19 protein-coding genes and 1 pseudogene are annotated in these 24,711 nt (G+C 63.3%); 13 read left to right on the top strand and 7 right to left on the bottom strand.

The window, feature by feature from the left end:
• The first annotated feature begins 11 nt into the window (after positions 1 to 11).
• The 3 genes from CAL22_RS11180 to CAL22_RS11170 all read left to right on the top strand — a co-directional run bounded on the left by CAL22_RS11180 (position 12) and on the right by CAL22_RS11170 (position 5,425).
• Positions 12 to 2,537, top strand: coding sequence for a fimbria/pilus outer membrane usher protein (locus tag CAL22_RS11180; protein ID WP_094813114.1), 2,526 nt, complete (start codon positions 12 to 14; stop codon positions 2,535 to 2,537).
• Positions 2,524 to 3,660 (top strand): fimbrial protein, encoded by a 1,137-nt coding sequence (locus tag CAL22_RS11175; RefSeq protein WP_244193840.1) that lies wholly within the window; start codon positions 2,524 to 2,526, stop codon positions 3,658 to 3,660. Before CAL22_RS11180 ends, CAL22_RS11175 begins: the two co-directional genes overlap by 14 nt.
• A gap of 229 nt (positions 3,661 to 3,889) precedes the next feature.
• The gene (locus CAL22_RS11170) at positions 3,890 to 5,425 is read left to right on the top strand and encodes a ShlB/FhaC/HecB family hemolysin secretion/activation protein (protein ID WP_244193839.1); all 1,536 of its coding nucleotides are present in this window, start codon (positions 3,890 to 3,892) and stop codon (positions 5,423 to 5,425) included.
• On the opposite strand, the gene CAL22_RS11165 is transcribed toward CAL22_RS11170, so the two are convergent.
• Positions 5,422 to 6,459: a C45 family autoproteolytic acyltransferase/hydolase gene (locus CAL22_RS11165; RefSeq protein WP_094813110.1), complete on the bottom strand. Its 1,038-nt coding sequence runs from the start codon at positions 6,457 to 6,459 to the stop codon at positions 5,422 to 5,424. The two genes, CAL22_RS11170 and CAL22_RS11165, sit on opposite strands and share 4 nt — an antisense overlap.
• A gap of 185 nt (positions 6,460 to 6,644) precedes the next feature.
• Between CAL22_RS11165 and glnH the strand changes: the two genes are divergently transcribed.
• The 3 genes from glnH to glnQ all read left to right on the top strand — a co-directional run bounded on the left by glnH (position 6,645) and on the right by glnQ (position 8,864).
• A complete protein-coding gene (gene glnH / locus CAL22_RS11160; RefSeq protein WP_094813108.1) occupies positions 6,645 to 7,397 on the top strand; it encodes a glutamine ABC transporter substrate-binding protein GlnH in 753 nt (250 codons plus the stop codon).
• Positions 7,398 to 7,479: 82 nt separating this feature from the next.
• Positions 7,480 to 8,139: a glutamine ABC transporter permease GlnP gene (gene glnP / locus CAL22_RS11155; protein WP_094813106.1), complete on the top strand. Its 660-nt coding sequence runs from the start codon at positions 7,480 to 7,482 to the stop codon at positions 8,137 to 8,139.
• On the top strand, positions 8,136 to 8,864 hold the full coding sequence (glnQ, locus tag CAL22_RS11150; protein ID WP_094813104.1) for a glutamine ABC transporter ATP-binding protein GlnQ: 729 nt from the start codon (positions 8,136 to 8,138) through the stop codon (positions 8,862 to 8,864). Before glnP ends, glnQ begins: the two co-directional genes overlap by 4 nt.
• A 60-nt stretch (positions 8,865 to 8,924) precedes the next feature.
• On the opposite strand, the gene CAL22_RS11145 is transcribed toward glnQ, so the two are convergent.
• From CAL22_RS11145 to gmk, 3 genes are read right to left on the bottom strand one after another with little or no spacing between them, the layout of a single operon-like run.
• Entirely contained in the window at positions 8,925 to 11,219 is a 2,295-nt protein-coding gene (locus CAL22_RS11145) for a RelA/SpoT family protein (protein WP_094813102.1), read from the bottom strand.
• A gap of 23 nt (positions 11,220 to 11,242) precedes the next feature.
• Complete coding sequence (rpoZ, locus tag CAL22_RS11140; protein WP_003811126.1) at positions 11,243 to 11,446, bottom strand: DNA-directed RNA polymerase subunit omega; 204 nt, start codon at positions 11,444 to 11,446, stop codon at positions 11,243 to 11,245.
• Between the two features lie 42 nt (positions 11,447 to 11,488).
• Positions 11,489 to 12,121 carry a guanylate kinase gene (gmk, locus tag CAL22_RS11135; protein WP_094813100.1) on the bottom strand — a complete coding sequence of 211 codons (633 nt, stop codon included), beginning with the start codon at positions 12,119 to 12,121 and terminating at the stop codon, positions 11,489 to 11,491.
• A gap of 172 nt (positions 12,122 to 12,293) precedes the next feature.
• On the opposite strand from gmk, the gene CAL22_RS11130 reads away from it, so the two are divergent.
• Entirely contained in the window at positions 12,294 to 13,064 is a 771-nt protein-coding gene (locus CAL22_RS11130) for an SDR family oxidoreductase (RefSeq protein ID WP_094813098.1), read from the top strand.
• 38 nt (positions 13,065 to 13,102) lie between these two features.
• Here the strand turns inward: CAL22_RS11130 and CAL22_RS11125 are convergent, their stop codons facing one another.
• Entirely contained in the window at positions 13,103 to 13,684 is a 582-nt protein-coding gene (locus CAL22_RS11125) for a C40 family peptidase (RefSeq protein ID WP_167383595.1), read from the bottom strand.
• A gap of 248 nt (positions 13,685 to 13,932) precedes the next feature.
• Between CAL22_RS11125 and CAL22_RS11120 the strand changes: the two genes are divergently transcribed.
• From CAL22_RS11120 to mdlC, 4 genes are all read left to right on the top strand, one after another.
• Entirely contained in the window at positions 13,933 to 15,423 is a 1,491-nt protein-coding gene (locus CAL22_RS11120; RefSeq protein ID WP_094813094.1) for an AMP nucleosidase, read from the top strand.
• 72 nt (positions 15,424 to 15,495) lie between these two features.
• Positions 15,496 to 16,821: a ParB/Srx family N-terminal domain-containing protein gene (locus CAL22_RS11115; protein WP_094813092.1), complete on the top strand. Its 1,326-nt coding sequence runs from the start codon at positions 15,496 to 15,498 to the stop codon at positions 16,819 to 16,821.
• Positions 16,822 to 16,998: 177 nt separating this feature from the next.
• Complete coding sequence (locus tag CAL22_RS11110) at positions 16,999 to 18,672, top strand: NAD(P)/FAD-dependent oxidoreductase (RefSeq protein WP_094813090.1); 1,674 nt, start codon at positions 16,999 to 17,001, stop codon at positions 18,670 to 18,672.
• 721 nt (positions 18,673 to 19,393) lie between these two features.
• Entirely contained in the window at positions 19,394 to 21,028 is a 1,635-nt protein-coding gene (gene mdlC / locus CAL22_RS11105; RefSeq protein ID WP_094813088.1) for a benzoylformate decarboxylase, read from the top strand.
• A gap of 126 nt (positions 21,029 to 21,154) precedes the next feature.
• Here mdlC and CAL22_RS11100 read toward each other — a convergent pair whose 3' ends face one another.
• Positions 21,155 to 22,087: a YicC/YloC family endoribonuclease gene (locus CAL22_RS11100; protein ID WP_094813086.1), complete on the bottom strand. Its 933-nt coding sequence runs from the start codon at positions 22,085 to 22,087 to the stop codon at positions 21,155 to 21,157.
• A gap of 133 nt (positions 22,088 to 22,220) precedes the next feature.
• Here CAL22_RS11100 and rph point away from each other — a divergent pair, with 133 nt between their 5' ends.
• Both rph and CAL22_RS11090 read left to right on the top strand, forming a co-directional pair.
• Complete coding sequence (gene rph, locus CAL22_RS11095; RefSeq protein ID WP_208621959.1) at positions 22,221 to 22,955, top strand: ribonuclease PH; 735 nt, start codon at positions 22,221 to 22,223, stop codon at positions 22,953 to 22,955.
• Between the two features lie 37 nt (positions 22,956 to 22,992).
• Positions 22,993 to 23,370 (top strand): annotated as a pseudogene (locus CAL22_RS11090) (group III truncated hemoglobin); the annotation flags it as partial.
• On the opposite strand, the gene CAL22_RS11085 reads toward CAL22_RS11090, so the two are convergent.
• Complete coding sequence (locus CAL22_RS11085; protein ID WP_094813084.1) at positions 23,351 to 24,709, bottom strand: MmgE/PrpD family protein; 1,359 nt, start codon at positions 24,707 to 24,709, stop codon at positions 23,351 to 23,353. The pseudogene CAL22_RS11090 and the gene CAL22_RS11085 overlap by 20 nt on opposite strands.
• Between the last annotated feature and the right edge of the window lie 2 nt (positions 24,710 to 24,711).

Here is a 24,711-nt window from a genome sequence, read left to right as displayed (position 1 = left end):
CGGTTCGGAAGATGGTCATCAAACACTTGTCCCGGGCAGGGCGTGCGCCGTTGTCCCTGACGCTACTGAGTGTGGCGCTCCTGGCGCTCTATGCGCGGCCCGCGCCCGCGGCCGAGGAGCCGGCCGAACTCCAGTTCGATCCCCGCATGCTGTGGGGGTCTGCCAGCCAGGCGGACTTGCGGCGCTTTGCGCGCCGCAATGTCCTTCCGCCCGGATGGCATCAGGTGGAGGTCGTGCTCAATGGAGAGCGGGGCGTACCCATGATGGTGCAGTTTCGGGCGCCGGGCGCGGCCAGTCCACCCTATAGCGATGCCTTGGCCTGCCTCGACGAGAGCCAGTTGCAGACGCTGGGCGTCAATCTCGATGCGCTGGATCCGGCATTGCGCACGCAGCTTGCCGCCGGCGTTTGTGTGGGCGTCAAGGATATCTATCCCGATAGCGTGGAGAGCTTCGATTACGCCACGGCACAGCTGAGTTTCAGCGTGCCACAGGCCTATGTGCGCAATCGCTATCAGCGGGATATTCCGCCGTCCAAATGGCAGGCGGGCCTGACCGCATTCCGGAGCAACTACAGCTATAGCTACAGCCGCTACAACTTTCACGGCACCGCGTTTCAGACCTTCAGCGCCTTGCTCGACAGCGGCTTCAATCTGGGGGGGTGGTACTTCCGTAACAACGCCTTCTTCAGCCATGCGGGGGGGCGCAGCGAATTTCGCTCGCAGCGCAGTACGGTGCAGACCGACATCCCTTCCTGGCGCGCTCGCCTCGTGCTGGGCGATATCTATGCCGGCGCGGAGTACTTCAGCCCCTATCAGTTGCGGGGGTTTACGCTGGCGAGCGACCCGGCCATGTTGCCCTACTCGGAGCGCCTCTATCGGCCCACGGTGCGGGGCGTGGCATCCAGCCAGGCCAGCATCAGGATCATGCAGGGCGGCAATGTGATTTACCAGGGCAGCCTGGCGCCCGGCCCTTTTGCCATCGATGATTATTCGCCTATCAGCTACGGTGGCGACTTGACCGTCATCGTCACCGAGTCCAACGGCGCGGTGCAACGATTTGTCGTGCCTTTTGGCAACGCCGTGCGCTTGATCCGCAAGGGCCAGCTGCAATACGCCCTGACCGCCGGGCGCTACACCCGGAGCCTGCATGTGGCGGCCACGCCCTGGGTCGCGCAGGCCAGTGGCCGTTGGGGGCTGCAGGATGGCATCAACCTCTATGGCGGTGTGCTGGGGGCGCACAAAACCTATGCCGCCATGACGCTGGGCGCCGCGTTCAATACCCCGGTGGGCGCGCTGAGCCTGGACACGACCTGGGCCTACGCCCGGCCCGTGCGCCAAAGCAGCTTTTACGGCACGAGTTATCGCCTGTCATACAGCAAGACGCTGGAGGCAACCCGCACCGTGGTGCGTCTGGCGACATTGCGCTACTCCTCCGAGGGTTTTTGGACCTTATCCGACAGCCTGGCGCGTCAGTTCACGCCGCTGCGTCCCGGAAGGCCGCGCGGGGAGTTCAGCGTGGCGTTGAGCCAGCCTCTAGGTGCCTACGGCAGCTTGTATATGTCGGGCGCGCTGCGTAATTACTGGCGCTCCACCGCGCGTCAGACGCAATGGGAGCTCGGTTATGGCACTCGCGTCAAAGGGGTGGGCGTGTACTTGTCGGCATCCTTCAACAACGGCAGTTTTGGCCGTGACCGCCAGGTCTTGCTCAATTTCTCTATCCCGCTCCACGGCGCAGCCTCGTCCAGCTCGCTGCGCACCAGTATCCTGCGCACCCGCAATCGCGGCGGCAATGAGCGCGTCTCCTATGACGGCACGTGGGGGGAGAGCCGGGCGTTGTCCTATGGCTTGGACATCACCCGCAATGCGGATCGCACGCTGACCTATGGCGCAAGTGCCAATTATCTGGGGCGCTACGGTCAGGTGGCTGGCGCCTTCACGCAGCAGCAGTATGGCAATCAAGTGTTCGTCAATGGCAGCGGCGGCCTGGTCGCGCATGGGGGCGGCCTGACCTTGGGACAGACGCTGTCCGACAGCGTGGGCCTGATCGATGCGCGCGATGCGGCGGGGGCGGCGATCGCCAATATGAGTAACGCCAGCGTGGACGGCAGCGGCTTTGGCCTGGTGGCGTTGTCGCCCTATTCGCTCAATGAAGTGCAACTGTCGCCCGAAAACCTGCCGCTCGACGTGGAACTGCAATCCACAGTCGAGGAGGCCATCCCCCGCGCCGGGGCGGTGGTCCCCCTGGTGTTCAAGACGCGGCGCGAGCGCTCGGCCCTTTTGCTCATCGATGCGCCGTGGCGCAAGCACTTGCCCTTTGGCAGCCCGATTACCGACGGCGAGGGCAAGACCCTGGGCACGAGCGGTCAGGGCGGCCGGGCGTTGTTGCGGGGGCTGCCTGCCGAAGGCGAGCTGCATGTTCGCCTGGCGAGTGGGCAGGTCTGTACGACTTCCTATCGACTTGATGACACGCTGAGGCGCGGTGAAGGGGGCTTGCCCCAAATCCTCATGCAATGCGAGCCTGACCATGAAAATCCTTGATTCGATGAGTGTGCGACTGATTGTCTGCTGTTTGGTCTTTGCAGCTTGGGGACGGCCAGCATATGCGTTGTTCGACAATCCTCCTGTCAACTGTTCCGTCACACCGAATGGCAATGTCATTCAGCCGCCCGCAGGCGGGGCGGTGAAGGTCACACCCGATACACCCTTAGGCAAACAACTCAGCCCTTTGACGAGTAGCAGCAGTGTGTTGGCAGGATTCTGCGATTACGACATCGGCGAATTGGGTGATGAAGACTCTACGGCTGAACTAGTTGCGGACGTCGTGGAGAATGGGCGAGTCAAGCTCGTGATGGAGGCTTCGCAAGGCTACCCTCAGCTGGATAGTCCCTATGGGGTGATGATCAAACTGCCCGGTATCACCGATGAGATTGGGGTGGCGCTTCAGGTGGTTTCAGCTAATGGCCAGCAACTCGCCGCGAATCAGAAAGAATGGGTGATAGGCACTGGGGGCACCATTCTCAATCTGTTTGAGGGTGGCAAAGTTTCACTCTTCACACCGTCGCAGCAACTCGGTTATCTGGTGACCAAGATTGCCCCGGTTACCCGGCCAGGGAAGAAGTTGATCAGCGGCGGCCATCACGACATTTTCTCTGTGAAATGGGTGATTGAGTACCAAGGTCAAGATCATGTCGCGGGAAGAACTCCCATTAGCATGAGCACCGGACTCGCGTTGTTAACCATCAACGCTCAGGGTTGCAGTTACCAGAACGTGGCGCAGGTACTAAACAAGGTCCGTCGCACGGAGTTTAGAAGTGTTGGGTCGACGCTAGGGGATACGTCCTTCAACATACCTATTTCTTGCTATGGGGGCCCTAGTGCCAAGGTGTCCATAACGCCTCAGCATAAGTACGAGCAGGTTCAAGGTGTCGGTCTGCCGAAGGAAATGGAGGCGAAAGGCGTTGGCATCCAGTTGCTCAAGGGCGACGCCACTGGCGACACGCCTTGGGATTTCTCCTCTTCGCGTTCATTGGACGAAGCCAAGGCGACGGAGGATAGGGTGGAAATCCAGATTCCGCTGCGCGCCCGCTATTACCAACTCAAGAAAGACGTGCAGGCCGGCCCGCTGCAGGTCGTCTACACCGTTACCCTCAGCTATGACTAATGCCCACTTTTTGGGGGCGCGCCCACGCCTGGCGCTGGTCGCATTACTGGCCTTGTGCGCGCCAGCGATGCCGGCTTTGGCGCAATCTGCGCGCCCGCCGGTTCCGCCAAGCGGTCAACAGCCCCTCACACCCGGCCAACGGGATCTGGATTTTGAGCAGAACCGCCTGCAGCGCGCGCAACAGCAGCGCCAGATTGACCGGGCGTTGGCCCAGCCGCCGGGTTCTCGTTTGCCAGCCCCCGAGGCGCCGCTCGCTCCGGCAGAGCCTGACCTCACTTTGCCGGGCCACACCGTGACGTTGGAGGGGGTGGATCTGGATTTTGGGCCCGAGCCGGTGCGCTTCGATGCCGAGGCAGTGGCGCAGGCCTATCTGCATCGCCCTATCGATAATCAGGGGCTGTTCAACCTGGTGCGGCTGTTGACGGCCAGGTTATACGAGCTGGGCTATGTGACGTCCAATATTGCATTGCTTGAGCCTGCCGTGCAGCACGGCCGTCTGCAGTTGCAGGTCAACTGGGGGCGTATCAAGGGCTGGCGCATCGACGGCAAGCCCCTGGAACGGCTGCGAGACCGGGCCATGGTGGGCTGGGCAATGCCCAACTGGCGTGGGGCGATCCTGAATATCCGAGATATGGATCAGGCGATCGAGGATATGAATAACGGCTTCAAGCAGGTGGTGGTGACGATCGCGCCGGCCGAGGAGTACGGCTACTCCTATCTGGATCTGCGTGTCGAGCGCACGAGCTGGGCAAGATTTTCGGTGGGGGCGGACAACTCAGGCTTGGGTACGCCTGAGCGGGGCCGCGACAAGTACAACGTTTCGCTGGCCTTGGGGGATGTGCTGGGCGTCAATGACACCCTCAACCTCTTTGCCAGTGAGCGATATTTTTCGGATCCCGTCCACGATGGAGAGCAGGCTTTTGACCTTTCCTATCGTATTCCCCTGGGCTACACGCGCATCGATCTGCAGGCCGGCTACAGCAACTACAAGAATTTGTTGCGAGCCAGGGGATTGGCCTATCAATCGGCAGGTAACTCACGCAATCTGAGTGTGCGCGTCACGCGGACGGTGTATCGGGATGCCACCTCGCAGTTCAGCCTGTATGGCGCGCTCAAGACGCGCCAGAATAAAAACTACCTTGCTGGCACGAAGCTGGAGGTGAGCAGCAAACATTACAGCGACGGCACCTTGGGCGCGCAATGGAGTACGCAGCGCGGCCGGCACGCCATGTTCGTGGACCTGTCCTGGAATCGCGGCCTGGGAATCAACAATGGCCAGTATTCGGCCTTCAACCCGGAGCGAGCCATCGGCTATGGCTCGCGGGTCAATGGGATCGCGTCCTGGCAGGCCCGCTTTGCGCCGGGCGGCCAGGCGCTCGTGGTGCAGTCCCAGCTGGGGTTTCAGTATGCACGCCGGATGCTGCTCAACAGCTATCAATTGACGCTGGGCGATGAGTACACCGTGCGCGGCTTCAGCCGCACGACCTCGCAAAGCGCGGACAAAGGGGTGTATTGGTCCAACACCCTGTCCCTGCCCATCAGTGCGTCGTGGCTGGGCAGGGTGCGTCTGACACCGTTTGCCGGGTGGGATATGGGCCGGCTCCAGAGTCTTCAGGGCGGGCCTGCGCTGCGGCTGGCCGGATGGGCGCTGGGCTTGCGGGTCAATACGCCGTTGTGGAATGTGTCGGCCACCTACGCCCGGCCGCTGTGGTCGCCGCTGCCCAAGAAACCGCTTTGGTACATCAATACCTCGCTCGTGTTCTAGGCGGCAGCATCGGCGTCGCCGCAGAGGGTCAAGGTGGTCAGGGCGTGCGGGCTGCGGTCGTGGATGGCCAAGGTCAGGCTGCCGGCGCGCAATGCGAACAGGGCGGTGGCCAGGGTGTTCTCTTCGTCGGGATCCTGAGGGTCGCAGCGCAGAATGGGCAGCTCGCCGTGGGTATCCAGTAAAACCTTTACCAGGTCGGCGCCTGTCGCCGTGCCGTGCCAGGCGTCCATCAAGTGCTCGGCCTGGCGCTGACGGCTGGCCGATGAGTCGCTCACGACCTGGGGCGGGCCGTCGGGATGGATGAGGTGGTTGGCATGGGCATAACCTTTGCCGATTGCTTGCACGCTGCACTGCGCGGGGCTGGCTTCCACGCTCACCAGCCTGCCGTCTGCGGCCCAGCCCAGGGTGTGATGAAATCCCCCGGCCCGGGGCAGGGTTTGCAGCAATGCGAGTGCCTCGTCGAGGGTGCGGCAATCGAGCACGGCGCGTGCCAGCAGCATGCGCGGCACGCCGGCCTGGCGTTGGCGCAGGCGCACGTTGTTGATGGTTTGCGCCAGGCCCGCACGATTGCCGGCAAACGTGTGCCCCGGCAGGGAACCGGGATAGTAGAAACTGACAAAGCCCGGCGCGCCGTCGGGCCGGACATCCACGACACGGCAGCGGCCACGCAGATAGGGATCGCCATCTTCGTTGTGCGCCATCCAGCAAGTACCGTCGGCTGCGCGCCAGGCCAGCGAGGTGCAGCCGTCGGAGGTTTTGCGCAGCAGGTCGCCGCGGCAGTTCCAGAGCAGCACGTCCTCGACAGGCATGCGCAGCCCTTCGGCCATGCCTTCGATTTCCTGCCAGATGGCGGGCAGCGCGGCCTGGGCCGCGTCGCCCAGCCCGCGCAGAAAGGCATGCCCGCGCCAGGGGCGCAAGGCGGCCCAGGTGCTGCTTTGATCCAGATAGGCCGGCATGATGGCCCGGGCCAGTTTGCCGAGCTCCAGGCCGACCTGCCGCCGGTCGCCCTCGATGAGGATGGGATTGAACGCCACAGCCTGCCCCCAGAGTGGGATTGGTCTTGCATTGTAATTTTTATCGGTGGCTGTGCCACGGCGAAGTGTTGCGTTAAGATCATTCGCAAGTCCGGTGCCGGGCGGGATTGCGTCCGGCACCGGACGCCCAGACTTGGCTCGCCAGGCAGTATGGGCGTAGCCTGTTGAATCCACAGGAGAAATCTATGATCAAAAGTAAAGTCGCGGCTGCCCTTGTCGGTTTGTCCGTCACGATGTTTGGTTCGATATCTACCGCGGCGGCTCAGGGTAAGGAGTTGATCGTTGCCACCGACACGGCTTTCGTGCCGTTCGAGTTCAAGCAAGGCAATACCTACACGGGTTTTGACGTCGATCTCTGGGCGGCCATCGCCAAGGAGCTCAACCTCAAATACAAGCTGCAACCCATGGACTTCAACGGCATCATCCCGGGCCTGCAGACCAAGAACATCGATGCAGCGCTGGCCGGCATCACCATCCGCGACGACCGCAAGAAGGTGATCGACTTCTCCGATCCCTATTACGAAAGCGGGCTCGCGATTTTGGTGCCCGAAAAAACCACCAATATCAAGACGGCCCAGGATCTGGCGGGCAAGACCGTAGCCGTCAAAACGGGAACCGCCACGGTGGACTTCCTCAAGTCCCAGGTACCTGACGCCAAGCTCAAGCTCTTCCCCAATATCGACAACGCCTATCTGGAGCTGGCGACCGGGCGCGTGGATGCCGCCGTGCATGACACGCCCAACGTGCAGTATTACGCCAATACGGCGGGCAAGGGCCGCGTCAAGGTCGTGGGTACCGTCAAGAGCGGCGATTTCTATGGCATTGCCTTCCCCAAGGGCAGTGACCTCGTCGCCCAGGTCAACAAGGCCTTGGCCACGCTCAAGGCCAATGGCGAGTACGACAAGATCTATACCAAGTGGTTCGGCAAGGCGCCTTGATGCGCTGATCTGAAAGAACCCTTGGCCGCTTGCGGGCAGGTCTCGCCGGCGGCCATGTTTTTTCCGCCAGAAAGGGGGAAGCGTGAATTTTGACGTATCAGTAATCTGGGACGCGTTACCCAACTTGCTCGACGGTACCTTGATGACCGTCAAGATCACTTTATGGGGGCTGGTCGGGGGCTTCATCCTGGGCGCGCTGGCCGGTGTGGCCCGGGCTTACGGGCCCTGGCCGCTGGCGCTGGTGGCCCAGATCTACGTGGCCGTGATCCGCGGCACGCCCATTGTGGTGCAGGTGATGTTCATCTATTTTGCGCTGCCCTTGTTGCTGCCGGGCATGCGGGTAGAGGCCGAGATGGCTGCCATCGCCACCCTGATCATCAATTCGGGTGCCTATATTGCGGAGATCGTGCGCGGGGCCTTGCTGTCGGTGGCGCGCGGCCTCAAAGAAGCAGGGCAGGCCATGGGTCTGCCATTTTCCAAGATCCTGATCTATATCATCGGCCCGGTGGCCTTCCGGCGCATGATTCCCGCCCTGGGCAATCAATGCATTATCAGCCTGAAGGATTCTTCGCTGTTCATTGTGATCGGCGTGGCCGAGTTGACGCGCCAAGGCCAGGAGATCATGGCCAGCAATTTCCGCGCGGTGGAAATCTGGTCGGCGGTGGCGGTGGTCTACCTGATTCTTACCGGCCTGATGGCCCTGGGCCTGCGCCTGGTGGAAAAAAGGATGCGCATACTATGAGCATGGTCGAATTCAAGAACGTCATCAAGCGCTTCGGCGATTCGGTCGTCCTCAACGGCATCACGGTCGACGTGGATGTGGGCGAGGTGGTCGTGGTCGTCGGGCCGTCGGGTTCCGGCAAGTCCACGTTCCTACGCTGTATCAATGTGCTGGAGACCATAGACGGCGGCGATCTGCATGTCGATGGCATCAGTGTGCTGGGCTCGGCCGAAGACGTGCGCACCATACGCCGCGAAGCGGGCATGGTGTTTCAGCAGTTCAACCTCTTTCCGCAGATGACAGCCCTGGAAAACGTGATGTTCGGGCCGCAGCATACGCGCGGCACGACGCGCGAAGAAGCCCGCCAGGTGGCGCGGGAGTTGCTGGGCAAAGTGGGATTGTCAGAGCGGATGGATCACTATCCCGCCGAGTTGTCAGGCGGGCAGCAACAGCGCGTGGCCATCGCCCGTGCGCTGGCGATCAAGCCCAAACTCATGCTCTTTGACGAGCCGACCTCCGCGCTCGATCCCGAGTTGCGGCACGAAGTGCTCAAGGTCATGCGCGATCTGGCCGATGAGGGCATGACCATGGTCGTGGTGACGCACGAGATGGAGTTCGCACGGCGAGTGGGCAGCCGCCTGCTGTTCATCGACGGCGGCAAGATCGCGCACGATGGCAAGCCCGAGGCCTTGCTCAGCGATCCGCCCAGCCAGCGCCTGCGCGACTTCCTGCAGCACGTGGCCTGAAGCAGGCCGCCTGGCCGGGCGGGGCATCGGCCCCGCAAGCCGGCAGGCGGCCTGATCTCTTTAGCCTTTGACGCGGACGATCTTCTGCACTTGCGGCACGTGCCGGATGGCACGGATGACCTGTGCCAGATGCTTGCGGCTGTCGACCTGCACCGTCAGATGCAGCGACACGGTGGAAACCGCATCGTCGTGCATGGTGACCTGGACGATATTGGCATCCGCGGCCGTGACTTCGGCCGCGATGCGGCCCAGCACCCCGCGCTCGTTGCGCGTGATGATGTCCAAGCGCGTGGCCAGGTGCTTGGCCGTTTGCTTGTCCCAGGCGACGGTCACCCAGCGTTCGGGTTCGCGCAGGCGCTGACGCATGGCGACCGGGCAGTCGGCGGTATGCACCACCAGCCCATGGCCCAGGCGCATGCCGGCGATGATGGGGTCGCCCGGCAGGGGGCCGCAGCAAGGCGCCAGTTGCACGGCCTGGCCTTCATTGCCCTGGATAAGAATGGGCGCGGCGCGGGCCGACGTGATTTCGTCAACCGCGGCGGCGGTCGTGGCGACCAGATCGTGCTCGGGCGCGAAGCGGCGTGCCACGACGGCGGCCAGCCGCTTGCCCAGGCCGATGTCGGCCAGGATCTCATCGCGCGATGTCGCCCCGGTGCTGCGCGCCAGCTTGTCCCAGGCCGGATCGTCCGACGGCGGCATGGGCAAGTGCAACTCTTGCATGGTTTGCGCCAGCAGCCGCTCGCCAAAGGCGACGGACTCTTCGTAGCGCACCGTGCGCAGGAAGTGCCGGATCTCCGAGCGTGCCCGGCCCGTACGCACGTAATTGAGCCACTGGGCGTTTGGCCGCGAGGCCGGCGAAGTAATGATCTCTACCGTGTCGCCGCTGGCCAGCTCGGTGCGCAGCGGCACGAATTCGCTGTTGATCTTGGCGGCCACCGCCTGGTTGCCGATATCGGTGTGGATGGCGTAGGCGAAGTCCACAGGCGTGGCGCCGCGCGGCAGCGAAATGATCTTGCCGCGTGGCGTAAAGACATAGACGGCGTCGGGAAAGAGGTCGACCTTGACATGCTCGAGGAACTCGCCCGAGTCGCCCGTCTGGCTTTGAATGTCCAGCAGCGATTGCAGCCACTGATGCGTACGTTTTTGCAGTTCGTTCAGCGTGAGGTCGGCATCTTTGTACAGCCAGTGCGATGCCACGCCTTCCTCGGCGATGTGGTGCATGTCGCGCGTACGGAACTGAAACTCGACCGGCGTGCCATAGGGGCCGACCAGCGTGGTGTGCAGGGACTGGTAGCCATTGACCTTGGGGATGGCGATATAGTCCTTGAACTTGCCCGGCACAGGCCGGTAGAGCTGATGCAGGGTGCCCAGGGCGAGATAGCACTCGGGCAGGGTGTGCACAATGACGCGAAAGCCGTAGATATCCAGAACTTCCGAGAAGCTCTTTTTCTGGTCGGCCATCTTGCGGTAAATGCCGAACAGGGTTTTTTCGCGGCCCGTGACCTCGGCTTCGATGCCCGCGGCGGGCAAGGCGGCTCGCACCGAATCCTCGATCTTGCTGATGACTTCGCGACGATTGCCGCGCGCGGCCAGCACGGCCTTGTACAGCACCTGGTAGCGATTGGGGTACATGGCCGCAAAACAGAGGTCTTGCAGCTCGCGAAACAGCAGATTCAGGCCCAGGCGATGGGCGATGGGGGCATAGATTTCGAGGGTTTCACGCGCGATGCGGCGCCGCTTCTCGGGGTTGACCGCATCCAGCGTGCGCATATTGTGCAGGCGGTCGGCCAACTTGATGAGGATGACGCGCACGTCGCGCGCCATGGCCAGCAGCATCTTGCGAAAGCTCTCGGCCTGCTGCTCGGCCTTGGTGGCGAAGTCCAGGCGCTGCAGCTTGGACAGCCCATCGACCAGCTCGGCGACTTCGGGCCCGAAACGCTCGGCCAGTTCTTGCTTGGCGACACCCTGATCCTCGATGACGTCATGCAGCAAGGCCGCCGACAGCGCGTTGGCGTCGAGCTTCCAGCCCGCACAGATTTCCGTGACGGCGATGGGATGCGAGATGTACGGCGCGCCCGAGGCCCGGAACTGGCCCAGATGGGCCTGATCCGCGAAGCGGTAGGCTTCGCGCACCCGCTCGACGTCCTTGGGCTCGAGATAGGTGCTGATAATCTCGGTCAGGGGCGCCAGAGAGGCAATCGGGGGAGGGAGATTCTCGACGGCATCGTGCTGCTGTGCAGAGGATGCGCCGCTGTGGTTGCGTGCCTTCTTGCCGCCGCGCCGGCCCAGGCGCGAGCCAGCGCGTAGCGCTGCAAGTAGACCTGAAGAGGCATACTTCAGTCCGGGAAAAGCCATGCTAGCCGCCTCCCCGGCCGCGATCAGGTCGGGACTTTACGCAGCATTTCCAGGCCGGTGAGGCCGGAGGCGATTTCACGCAGGGCGGTCACGGTCGGCTTGTCCTTGCTGTCCAGGCGCGGGGCATGGCCTTGCGCCAGCTCGCGGGCGCGGTAGGTCGCGGCCAGCGTGAGCTTGAAGCGGTTGGGGATCTGGTTCAGACAATCTTCGACAGTGATGCGGGCCATGGAATTACCTGGTGGATATGCAGACGTTGGGAGCAGGGCGTTTCAGTGCGAAGCGGGGATGCCCAGTTGGGCAAACAAGCTGGCATTGCGCACTGCCTGAGACGGAAAACGCAGCCGCGCGGCACTGATGACTTGCATCAATTCCGACAGGGCTACGCTAAATTCTTGATTAATAATAACATATTCGCATTCCGGCGCGTGGGCGATTTCGCCGCCCGCTGCCAGCAGGCGGCGCGAGATCACTTGCTCGGAATCCTGGCCCCGGGCCTTCAGGCGCGCTTCCAGTTCTTCTATGGACGGCGGCAGGATGAAAATGCCGATGGCTTGCGGGTAGCGCTGCTTGACCTGCCGCGCGCCTTGCCAATCGATTTCCAGCAGCACGTCGCGGCCAGCGGCGGTAGCCTCATCGATGCGGTCGCGCGGCGTGCCGTAGAAATTGCCGTGGACTTCGGCCCATTCCAGCAGGCTGTTGGCTTCGCGCAGTGCGGCAAAAGCCTCCTTGCTGACAAAACGATATTCGCGGCCGTCCTGCTCGCCGGGGCGCGGCGCGCGCGTGGTGGCCGAAATGGACAGCATGATGGCGGGGTCGCGGTCCAGAAGAGCGCGAACCAGGCTGGATTTGCCGGCGCCACTGGGGGCGACGACCATGAAAACATTGCCGGAATGAGCGGACATGGAAACAAAGCGCACGGAATGAGACCCGAAGCATAGCAAATCGGCAGGCCCGCAGGGCGAGGGGGTCAAGGGGTTTTGTCCGCACCGTCGCGGTCTTCGTCACGCCCGCTTGCATTGCGCATCCGGGGTTTGGGGTAGGATTGCCGCGTTGAGAATCTTGGTGGAGACGTCTATGCAGTCCAATGACACGCCCGGTTCGCGGGTGGCGCTGGTGACCGGCGCGGGCACCGGCATCGGCCGGGCCGTCGCGCTCGAATTTCTGGCCCAGGGCTATAAAGTGGTGCTGGCCGGACGCCGGCGCGAGCCGCTGGAGCAGACCCGCATTGCGGCCGGGGAGGACGGCGTGCGCGCGCTCGTCGTGCCGACGGACGTCACGCAGGAGGCTGATGTGCGCGCGCTGTTCGACGAGATCCAGCGTGAGTATGACCGCCTGGATGTTCTGTTCAACAACGCCGGGCGCAGCGCGCCGGCCGTGCCCATCGAGGATCTGCCTGTGGAAGTCTGGCGCTCGGTCGTGGACACCAATCTGACCGGCATGTTTCTGTGCGCGCAGGCCGCCATCCGCCTCATGAAGGCGCAAAGCCCGCGCGGCGGGCGCATCATCAACAATGGTTCGATTTCATCGCATGCGCCGCGCCCTTACTCCATCGCCTATACCGCGACCAAGCACGCGGTCACCGGCCTGACCAAATCCATCTCCCTGGACTGCCGCCAATACGGCATTGCCTGCGGTCAGATTGATATAGGCAATGCCGCTACCGACATGACCGAGCGCATGGCTAAGGGAGTGCTGCAGGCGGATGGCTCGACGCGGGTCGAGCCGCGGATGGATGTGGCGCACGTGGCGCAGGCCGTGGCGGGGATGGCGCAATTGCCGCTGGACACCAATGTGCAGTTCATGACCATCATGGCCACCAACATGCCCTTCGTCGGGCGCGGTTGAGGCACGGCGGGGCGGCGGCTTGCCGCCCCATTTGCGCTTTAGTTGGCCTTGGCCAGCAAGGGCGAAGGCGCGCTCTCGAGATAAGTGCGAGCGCCGAGGTAGCGCTTGGACCAGTAGCTGTTGCTCAGCTTGTCCACCCGGACCTTGGCGCCGCGCGAGGGCGCGTGCACGAATTGATTCTGGCCGATGTAGATGCCGACATGCGAGGTCACGCCGCGGCGGTTGGTGGCGAAGAACACCAGATCGCCAGGGCGCAATTGCCGGCGGTTGACGTTGTCGCCGGCCTGCCGTTGCGCGCGCGAGGTGCGCGGCAGGTCGATGCCCGCGGTCTCGCGGAAGACAAACAGCGCCAGGCCACTGCAATCGAATCCGTCGACAGGATCATCGCCGCCCCAGCTGTAGGGCGTGCCTATCTTGTCCAGGCCTGCCTGCACGATGCGTTCGCGCAGTGTGGGTACGGTGGTTTCGTTGGCCAGTTTCAGGCCCTGGAGGTTGCCTAGCGCTTCGGCTTGCACCGTGGCGTGGGCGATACCGGAAAAACATAGCGCCAACAGAGGGGCGCTGATCAAAGCAGACAATGAGGGCCATTGTCGGCGAGCGTTTCGCGTGGGAGGAGTCATGCGGCACTTCGGACAGCAAAGTGTGGACGGATGGCTTCAGAGCACGTGTCTCTTGGGGTAAGCCGGCGGCAAAGCGCAACCTTAACAGCACTCGGCCTCGGATGGACCTGAAATAGTATTTCATTACATTTTTGATGCACTGCGGGAGGTTTCGGCACGCGCCGCAGGCGCCGTCGGGCGTCATCATGGATGCGGCATAATCGGCTACGCGCGGCGCCCTGGCCGCGACGCCGCAGGGAAGCAGACCCATGAGTGCAGTGTATTCAGCAGCCAGTTTCTATCGTCCGGAGCCCATCCCGTTCGAACGCTTTGACGATGCGCGCGCCGCCGTGGCGCGGCTGACCCAGATCTACGACCGCAATACGGCGTTTCTGCGCCAGGCGTTTCAGGATGTGCTGCATGGCCGCAATCTGAGTGGCAGGGTGCGGGCCTGCTACCCGGCCTTGCAGATTTCGGTGCAGACCTACGACCCCATCGATTCGCGTCTGTCATACGGGCATGTGGCCGAGCCCGGCTGCTATCAAACGACGATTACGCAGCCCGCGTTGTTCACCGATTACCTGATCGAGCAGATTGGTCTGTTGCTGCAGAACCATGGCGTGCCGGTGGAAATCGGCGAGTCCGACACGCCCATCCCGCTGCACTTCGCCTTTCCGGAAGGCGCCTATGTCGAGGGCGAACATCTGGACAGCCTGCGCCGTCCCTTGCGCGATCTGTTCGATGTGCCCGATCTGGCGGTGACCGACGACGCCATCGTCAACGGCTCATGGCGCGGGCGCGAAGGCGAGCCGCACCCATTGGCGCCGTTTACTGCCACGCGCGTGGATTACTCCCTGCACCGCTTGCAGCATTACACCGCCACCGCGCCTTCGCATTTCCAGAATTTCGTGTTGTTCACGAATTACCAGTTTTACGTGGACGAATTCTGCGCCCGTGCCCGCGCCATGATGGCCGAGGGCCGGGGCGACTACGAGGCGCTGGTCGAACCGGGAAATCGCATCACCCGGCTCGGTCAGAGCACGGCAAGTGCCGATGTCGCGCAACGGCTGCCCCAGATGCCCGCCTATCATCTCATCCGCCCCGATCACTCGGGCATCACCCTGGTCAATATGGGCGTGGGGCCATCCAACGCCAAAACCATCACCGACCACATCGCGGTGCTGCGGCCGCATGCCTGGCTGATGCTGGGCCATTGCGCCGGCCTGCGCGATTCGCAGCGGCTGGGCGACTACGTACTGGCGCACGGCTATGTGCGCGACGACCATGTGTTGGACGCGGATCTGCCGGCCTGGGTGCCTGTGCCGCCGCTGGCCGAAGTGCAGGTGGCGCTGGAGCAGGCCGTGCAGGAAGTGGCCGGCCTGTCGGGCTGGGATCTCAAGCGCATCATGCGCACGGGCACCGTGGCCACCATCGACAATCGCAACTGGGAGCTGCGCGACCAGGGCGAGCTCGTCGAGCGATTCGCCCAGTCCCGCGCGATTGCCCTGGATATGGAATCGGCCACCATCGCGGCCAATGGCTTTCGGTTCCGTGTGCCGTACGGCACCTTGCTTTGCGTGTCGGACAAACCGTTGCATGGCGAACTGAAACTGCCCGGCATGGCCAGCGCGTTCTACCGCAGGCAGGTCAACCAGCATCTGGAGATCGGCATACGCGCGCTGGAGATCCTGAGCGAGATGGCGCCCGAAAGGCTGCATTCGCGCAAGCTGCGATCGTTCACCGAGACGGCCTTTCAGTAGCCTGTTGCTATCCACGCGCCTGTAACAAAGTGCAGACATACTCGCGGCTTTTCATCTGTGGGGGAGCTTGAAATGCAAGCCGCGAAACCGCGTATGGCGATGCAGTATCGCCGCTGGATGGCCCTGTTGGCCTTGCCCTTGGTGCTGGCTGGCTGCAATGGCGGCGATGACGGCGACGAGGAAGCCGCCGGCACGACGCCGGAGCAAACCGCGCCGGTCGAGACCGCCCCGGCCGAGACGCCGCCTGCCGAGAATACGGAACCTGCGCGCAATGCCGCCTATCTCGACGCCAAACCGGGCGACGTCATTGCCGTGCGCATCGAGGAATTGCAACCCACCCAGGCCGCGATTGGCTATGACCAGATCTATTACAAGCTGGGCCGCTGGCAGGGAGATTTCAATCGCTCCACCTGGCAGAACAACCCCACGCAGATGCTGGACTACCTGAACCGTACCGTGGGCAAGAAGTTCGACGACTATTGCGAAGACACGGGCCAGACCTCGCGCGCGCAGGAGTTCCAGACGATCGCCGAGGCCAGTGCCGCGCGCCTGGATGATGCCACCACATTTGCCTGCAAGGACGCCCCGGGCACCAACGCGGCGGCGATGAAAACCGTCGTCGTCGGGTGGGATGGCAATCTGTATCTGACGGATGGCCACCATTCGTTCTCATCCTTGCGCGAAATCGCCGACGGCGGCCCCAAGCTCAAGGTCTGGGTCAAGGTTGACGCCAATTACAGCGATATGACCAGCAGCAGCGCCTTCTGGCAGCGCATGGTCGACGAAGGGCGCGCCTGGCTGCGCGACGGCAATAATCAGCCCATCACGGTGGACCAACTGCCTACGCGCCTGGGGCTGGCCAACGCGACCGAGGCGGGTGGTATGCAGGAAGATCCCTATCGCTCGCTGGTCTATTTCACGCGTGATATCGGCTACACGAATACCGGCCTGCCCGAGTTCGCGGAATTTCTGTGGGGCGATTGGCTGCGCCGCGAGACCGAAGCGGGCCGGCTGCAACCCCTGTCGGCCTTCAATCTCAAGGCGCCGGCCAGCAGTGCGGACATTCTGGCGGCCAGTACGCTGAAGAAAGATCTGTCGCGCGCCGACAGCAGCACCAGTTATGCGGCCATGGCGCGGGAAGCCGCGCTGCGCATGACGACGCTGGCCGATAGCGACGTAGTCTACGGAGATCGCACGGCCGCGCAGTTGGGCCGGGTGCAGTTGGTGGCCAATGCCGATAGCGGCACGCCGACCAAGACGGCCCGTGACACGCTGGAAGAGTTGCCGCGCAACGACGTCAAGTCCGACCAGTCACCGCGTGGCGCGGGCAAGCTCTGGTTCGCGGTCAACTACCGCGCTTGCGGCAAGCCTGCCGCCGGCACCTGCTGGGGCTGGTGAGCAAGCGGCGGCCTGCCGTGCCTCGGGCAGGCCGTCCAACGACGCCTCCGGGCAACGGCTGCGCCGCGCTTGGCCCGCCCCGGGGGTGGGCTGGCCCCGGGGCGGCCAGGAACGCGGGCGCATGCTCTAATGGCGGGTTAGCACTTCCTTGAATCCTTACTAGATTCCACCCGCTTCATGTTGCGCCTTACCGAAATTATCTTCCCGCTTTCCGTTGATCAGGATGACATCGAGAATGTCCTGAAAGCCGCTGCTTGCGCGCGTTTAGGCATCCCGGCGGACCAGCTTGTCTCACTGACTATCTTTCGCCGTAGCTACGATGCGCGCAAGCGTAGCGCGATCACGCTGACGTATTCCGTTGATGTCGAGGTCCTGGACGAAGCGGCCGTGCTCGCCCGCTGCCAGGGCTTGCGCAATGTTCAGATGACTCCCGAGATGGAGTACAAACATGTCGCTCAGGCGCCGGCGGATCTGCCGGCCAACGCGCGGCCCCTGGTCATCGGTTTCGGGCCCTGTGGCCTGTTCGCCGCCTTGATCTTGGCGCAAATGGGCTTCCGGCCTATCGTGCTGGAGCGCGGCCGTGTCGTGCGTGAGCGCACCAAGGACACTTGGGGTTTCTGGCGCAAGCGCGAACTGCAAACGGAATCGAACGTGCAGTTCGGTGAGGGCGGTGCGGGCACGTTTTCAGACGGCAAGCTTTCGACCCAGGTCAAAGATCCCAAGCACTATGGGCGCAAAGTCCTGCAGGAGTTTGTGGCAGCGGATGCCCCTGCGGAGATCATGTACGTCAGCAAGCCGCACATTGGCACCTTCCGCCTGGTGAAGATGATCGAACAGATGCGCGCGCAGATCGAGTCGCTGGGCGGAGAGTTTCGCTTCGAGTCGCGCGTGGATGACATTCTCATCGAGGATGGGAAGCTGCGTGGTGTCGCGCTGGCCAGCGGCGAGGTCATCGAGTCAGGCCACGTGGTTCTGGCGATAGGTCATAGCGCCCGCGATACGTTTGAAATGCTGCATCGCCGGGGCGTGTTCATGGAGGCCAAGCCGTTCTCGCTGGGCTTTCGCATCGAGCATCCGCAATCCTTGATCGATCGCGCCCGGTTCGGCCAGAATGCGGGCCACCCTGTGCTCGGCGCGGCCGACTACAAATTGGTGCATCACACCAACAATGGCCGGGCGGTTTACAGTTTCTGTATGTGCCCGGGGGGCACCGTCGTGGCGGCCAGTTCGGAGCCAGGCCGTGTCGTGACCAATGGCATGAGCCAGTATTCGCGCAATGAGCGCAATGCGAATGCCGCGATTGTGGTGGGCATAGACCCCAAGGATTTCCCCGGCATCGACGAGTCCCCGCTGGCGGGGATTGCATTTCAACGGCAATGGGAGTCGCGCGCCTATGAGCTGGGTGGGAGCGATTACAGCGCCCCGGTGCAGCTGGTCGGCGATTTTCTGGCCGGCAGGCCGTCTACCTCCCTTGGCAGCGTGGTGCCTTCCTATAAGCCGGGCGTGACGCCGACGGACCTCTCCACCAGCTTGCCTGACTACGTGATCGCGGCGATCAAAGAGGCTTTGCCGGCATTCGACCGGCAGATCAAAGGCTTCGCCACGCACGATGCGCTGCTCACGGGGGTTGAAACGCGCACGTCGTCACCACTGCGGATCACGCGCGGTGATGACTTCCAAAGCCTGAATACCGCCGGCCTGTTTCCTGCCGGTGAAGGGGCGGGCTATGCCGGGGGCATTATGTCTGCCGCGATCGACGGCATGAAAGTGGCCGAAGCCGTGGCCCTGCATATCCTGGGCCGCCCGGGCGTGAGCGGCGGCAATCGGCGCAGCGAAAGCTACGAGTATTGAGACCGGGCTGCAGGCGGCAAAGCCGGGGGAGGCTGCGGGCGGCAACGCCCGGCCTGCCCCACGGGCCACATTGCCGAAGGCAGAAGGAAAGCCGCGCGCCGGCAGGGCAGGGCGTCGCGCCGCCCTGCCGTGCGTTGCCGAAATAGGGTCGGTGTGATCTCATGCCGGGAGCCCATCCAAGCCCGCTTGTCTTGCAGATTTACCAGCTTCCTGCTCAACTCTTAAGAAGCTTTACCTGGGGCTGTAAAGATGGGCTGTCCTCGTCCAAATGCCTGATGCCACGATACTCATCGGCAGAAGGGTGCTTGTCCCGCAGGGCCGCTATCCAAGTCGTAAACACGGTGATTTGCTATCGGTCGAGCCGAGGGTTGATGACCCCGCCGTACCGTCGATGGGCGACCTCGCGACGCCGGGCGCAAATGGGCTATGTCTGCGCCGGCATCGACCCCACGGCGACACGCTATGAACAGCCATTCCCAAGGTGTAGTCGCCTCCGGAATGCTGGGAGATGTATTGGCAATCAGTTTGTTTATTTTTAGAAGTTGCCAGCAGTTAAAATAATTTTCCGCCTCTTCCGAAAAAGTATTTTTAGTTGCTTTGGGTCGGAAGGGTATGCCTGTAGCAGGGGAATGATTTAAAGGTTTTATTTTTTATTTCAGGGCGTGGTATCTGATTTGGTTGGTATGTTTGCTGTTTTCATATATTAGGCATCGGAGCTTATATGTCAGCCAGGACAATTCGTGAAGTCGCTTTTGAATTATTCCGCGACCTTGGTCTAACGACCATATTTGGCAATCCTGGCTCCACGGAGGAAACCTTTCTCAAGGATTTTCCGAAAGATTTTCGTTATATCCAGACGCTTCATGAGTCCTCGGCCGTGGGTGCTGCCGATGGTTTTGCGCAGGCAAATCGCCGCCCGGCAATTGTGAACGTACATACGTCAGCCGGTCTGAGCAATGCGATGAGCAATATTCTCACCGCTTCGCAGAACAAAACGCCGCTGATCATTACCGCCGGGAATCAGACGCGCGAGATGCTGCTGATGGAGCCCTGGCTCACCAATGTGGAGCCATCGCTGCTGCCCAAGCCCTGGGTGAAGTGGAGTTATGAGCCCGTGCGGGCCGAAGACGTACCAGCCGCCTTCATGCGTGCCTACGCCATGGCCATGCAGCCCCCAGCCGGTCCCGTATTCTTGTCTATCCCTCTGGATGACTGGGACAAACCTGCCACAGGGCCGGCCGTGGTCCGCTCGATCACGACGCGCATCGCCCCCGATCCCGACCGTATCGCAGAATTCGCAGAGATCCTGTCCGAAGCCCGCAATCCTGCCCTGATTTACGGGGGCGCTATTGCGCGTGGCGACGGTTGGCAACAAGCCATCGCACTGGCAGAAAAATTGCAGGCGCACGTCTACGCTGCTCCCGCTACCGAGCGGCCTCCGTTTCCGGAAACGCATCCTCTCTATAGCGGCGGCCTGCCTTTTGCGATGGGCCCCCTATCCAAGAAACTGACAGGTTACGACGTCGCTATCGTGATCGGCGCACCTGTGTTCCGTTACTACCCCTACGTCGAAGGCGACTATCTACCCCAGGGCCTGCGCCTGCTGCACATCACCGACGATCCGTCGGAGTCCGCCCGGGCGCCCGTCGGCGATAGCCTGCTGGGTGATGCGGTGTTGTCCCTGGAGCTTCTTGAAAAGCGCGTTCAGGGCCGTTCCGCGCCGGCCACGGCCGTCGTCAAGCAGCCGCATGGCCCGGCGCCTCACCCTGCGGCCAAAGCGGATGAGGCATCGAAAGAGGGCCCCCTGTCCGCCTTGGCCTTGTTTGAGGCTTTGCGCGCGGCAACGCCGCCGGAAACGGTATTGGTCGAGGAGTCTCCCTCCAACCTTGGCGAACTGCATACCGCGTGGCCCATAGAACGGCCGGATTCGTTCTACACGTTCGCCAGCGGCAGCCTCGGCTGGAACCTGCCCGCAAGTGTCGGCCTGGCCCTCGCAGAGCGCGACAGCGGCCGCAATCGTCCGGTGCTCGCCATCATCGGCGATGGTTCGTTTCAGTACTCGATTCAGGGCCTGTGGACGGCAGCGCAACACGAACTACCAATCCTGTTTGTCGTGCCCCGTAACGGGCAGTACGGCATTTTGAAATCATTCGCGGTTTTGGAAGACACGCCGGGCGTGCCTGGACTGGACCTGCCGGGTCTGGATTTCGTGGCACTGGCCAAGGGCTATGGCGCCTACGGCGTACGGGCAGAAACCGTGGATGAAATCCGTGCCGTGTGCGAGCAAGCGTTCGCGCGCAAGGGTCCGACCGTCCTGGAAGTGCCGGTACTGCCCACCATCCCGCCGCTACTGTAATTAGCCGGCTGGCAGCGCTGCGCCGTCATGCAAGGAACACCCGGTATGCCGGCGCAGCTTGTTCCATGGGAATAGACAGGCAGGCCGGGCGGCTCGCCCAGGGGACGTCGTCCCCTTCTGGGCATATCACTCGATATTCTGCGCCTGTTCGCGCATTTGCTCGATGAGCAGTTTGAGGTCCATGGCGGCGCGGGTGACTTCCAGGCTGCCGGCTTTGGAGCCCAGCGTGTTGGCTTCGCGATTCATTTCCTGGAAAAGAAAGTCCAGGCGCTTGCCGGCGCTGCCTTTGGCATTGCCCTTGGCGCCGGCTTTGCCGCCGCCCTCGCTAAGCAAATGCCGCAGCTCTTCCTGGTGGGAACGCAGCCGCGCCAGTTCTTCGGCCACGTCGATGCGCATGGCGAACAGCCCGGCTTCCTGCGCCACGCGCTCGGTCAGCTCGGCGCCGCTGATGTGGGCAAACCCGGCCGGAAACGCGGCCTCCAGGCTCTCGCGCAGTTTGGTGGCCAGTTTCTCGCGATGCTCGGCCAGCAATTGCGGCAGATGGCTTTCGACCAATTCGACGATGCGGCCGACGCCGTCGGCGCAGTCGCGCATGACCTGGGCCAGGCGCTCACCTTCGCGGACGCGTCCTTCCTGCAATTGAGCAAGTGCCTGCTGCCCCGCGCTGACGCATGCCGTACCCCAGACTTGGGGGTCCAGCACGTCATTGCTGCGCTGGCCGGGCCAGTTGAAGAGCTCGACCAGCCGCGGAGCACTGACCTCGGGCAGGATGCGCCGAGCGGCCTGAAGCTGGTCGGCCAGTTGGCCCAGCCATTGGGGATCGAGCTGGGCGACCTCCGCGCTGGTATTGCGGGCGAAACTCACCCGGACTTCAACTTTGCCGCGTGCCAACTGGGCCGTCAGCAGCTCGCGCAACGGCGTTTCGGCATGGCGCAGTTCGTCGGGAAGGCGGAAATGCAGGTCGAGAAAACGGCTGTTGACGCTGCGCAGTTCGAGCGCGAGCGAGCCTTGTTCGAGATCGACGCGGGCGTTGCCAAACGCGGTCATGCTGCGAATCATGGTGGATATTCCTGGAAATGCAGGGCGCGAGCCCTAAAGCGCGGGATTATGCCCGCAGAATAACCGAAGCGCCGGACCGCGCACGTACAATCCCGCTATCGTTAGATATCTGTTGCTGATTCTGGAGCCTGCCTTGACCTCACTCGATACCTCCGCCCGCGCCGATGGCCGCACCGTTGATGCCCTCAGGCCGTTCAGCCTGCAGCGCGGCTTCACCCGCTACGCCGAGGGCTCGGTGCTGGTGGTGGCTGGCAATACCCAGGTCTTGTGCACCGCCAGCGTCCTGGACAAAGTGCCGCCTTTTCTCAAAGGTAAGGGCGAGGGTTGGGTGACGGCCGAGTACGGCATGCTGCCGCGCGCTACCCATACGCGTGGCGATCGCGAGGCCGCGCGCGGCAAGCAAAGCGGCCGCACGCAGGAAATCCAGCGTCTGATCGGCCGCTCGCTGCGGGCCGTGGTCGACCTCAAACTGCTGGGCGAGCGCACGCTGCATCTGGATTGCGACGTGTTGCAGGCCGACGGGGGCACGCGTTGCGCCAGCATCACCGGTGCCTGGGTGGCTACCGCCGATGCCGTGGCGCTGCTGATGGAGCGCGGCCAGTTGACGCAGAATCCCATTCGCGATCATGTGGCCGCCGTCTCCGTGGGCCTGGTGGGCGGGCGCCCCGTCCTGGATCTGAACTACGAAGAAGACTCGGCCTGCGAAGCCGACGTCAATGTCGTCATGACCGGTGCGGGCGCCTTCGTTGAAGTGCAGGGCACCGGTGAAGAGGCCACGTTCACCCGGGCCCAACTCGACAGCATGCTGGGCCTGGCCGAAAGCGGTATTGCCCAACTGGTCGCCGCCCAGCGCGCTGCGCGCGGCTGAGCCGGCAGCGTCGCGACCCCGCCGCACGGATTCCGCCATGTCGCACACTGCGCTGTGCACCGAAGCAGAAATCCAGCGCCTCGTGCATGATTTCTATGCACGCGTGCGCGCCGACGCGCGCCTGGGGCCGATCTTCAATGCGCATATCGACGACTGGGAGGCCCACCTGAGTAAGCTGGTGGACTTCTGGTCGGCCATTTTGCTGCGCACCCGGCGTTTTAGCGGCACGCCGATGCCCAAGCATGCGGCCCTGCCGGATCTGAGCGCCGCCCTGTTCGAACACTGGTTGGCGCTGTTTCGCGCGACGGCCTCGGCGCAGCCCAATCAGGCCATGGCCACGCAGGCCGTGGCGATGGCCGAGCGCATCGCGCAAAGCCTGAGCGGGACACGGGGCTTCAGGCTGGCAGCAGAACCCCCACCGTGGGGCGTTCCGTCAGATTCCAGACCGTATCGATCAGGTTCTGCAGTTCTTCTGCTCGCGCGGCGCCGCCGTAGACGCCCAGACTGCGCATCTTGGCCTCGATTTCGGCGCGCGACAGGGTGTTGCCCGGATCGCCCTTGGGTTCTTCGACTTTTGCGCTGAGTTCGCGCCCGTCCGTCGTGCGCACCTTGACCTTGCCGATCCAGCGCTGTGGGTAGGCCTGGTCGACTTCTTCGTCCAGCGACATGGTGGTGCGTTCGCGCCAGGATGCCATGGCCGGATCCGCCAGCGCCGCGTCGAATTCCGCCAGCCCGGCACGACCCTTGAGCGCGATCAGGCCCAGGACGGTGCCCATGGAGAATTTCGATTGATGCACGGTGGCTGGGTTGGTCACCGGGCCCAAGACATCCAGCGCGCCCTGATGCACCAAGGCCTCGATGCTGGCGATGTCGTCGGCCTGCAGGTGGTGCTCGCGCATCACGGCCTGCAAGGCATCGGCGGCCGGGTGCGTATGGCGGCAGGAGGCGTGGTACTTGAATGAGGTTTCCGCCAGGGCCCAGCGTTGACCCAGGCGGTCCGTCAGGCGCTTGGGGTCGGCGTCGCTGGACATGCCGGCGGCCAGGCCTTGCGGGCCTTCGAGAATCTGGCGTGCTCCGGTAAACCCGTCACGGGCCAGGTAGGCGGCGGTGATGCCCGCGGCCACGGCATGGGCCGTGTGCAATTGCTTGGAATCTGCCGCGTCGCGCAGAAACTCCCAGAGCCCGGCGGATTGGGTGCCGGCCGAGCCCAGCGCATTGAGCATGGCTTCCGGGTCGAGCTTCAGCAGGCGTCCCACCGTGACGGCAGCCGCCAGCGTGCCCACCGTGGCGGTGGTATGGAAAATCTTGTAGTGCGAGCGGCCGAGGAATTCGCCGATACGGATGCCCACCTCGTAGCCTGCCACCGCGGCGGTCAGGACGTCCTTGCCGGACAGACCGAGGGCCTGGGCCACGGCCAGAGCGGGCGGAAAGATCACCGCGGCCGGGTGGAATACCGAGCCGTTGTGGACATCATCCTGTTCGACCACATGGGCCGAGGCGGCGTTGACCATGGCGGCAAACAACGGGGTGCTGCGACGGCGGTTGACCAGGATTTCGGACGGCCCGTCGGCCGGGCCCATCGTCTGGGCATAGTCGGCCATGATCTGTACCGGACGCGCGCCGGCGCCGGCCAGAATCGAGGCCAGCGTATCCAGGAGCAGGTCTTCGGCGCGACGCAGCACGGGCGCCGGGATGTCTTCGTAACGGAGTTGGCTGGCGAAGGTGGCCAGGGCAGCGCTGGGAGAGGTGGTCATGG

This window comes from Bordetella genomosp. 12 (genome assembly GCF_002261355.1).
In the GTDB taxonomy this organism is placed as follows: Bacteria; Pseudomonadota; Gammaproteobacteria; order Burkholderiales; family Burkholderiaceae_B; genus Bordetella.
Note: the sequence above shows the minus strand (reverse complement) of the source record. Positions and strands in the feature narration are given on the sequence as shown.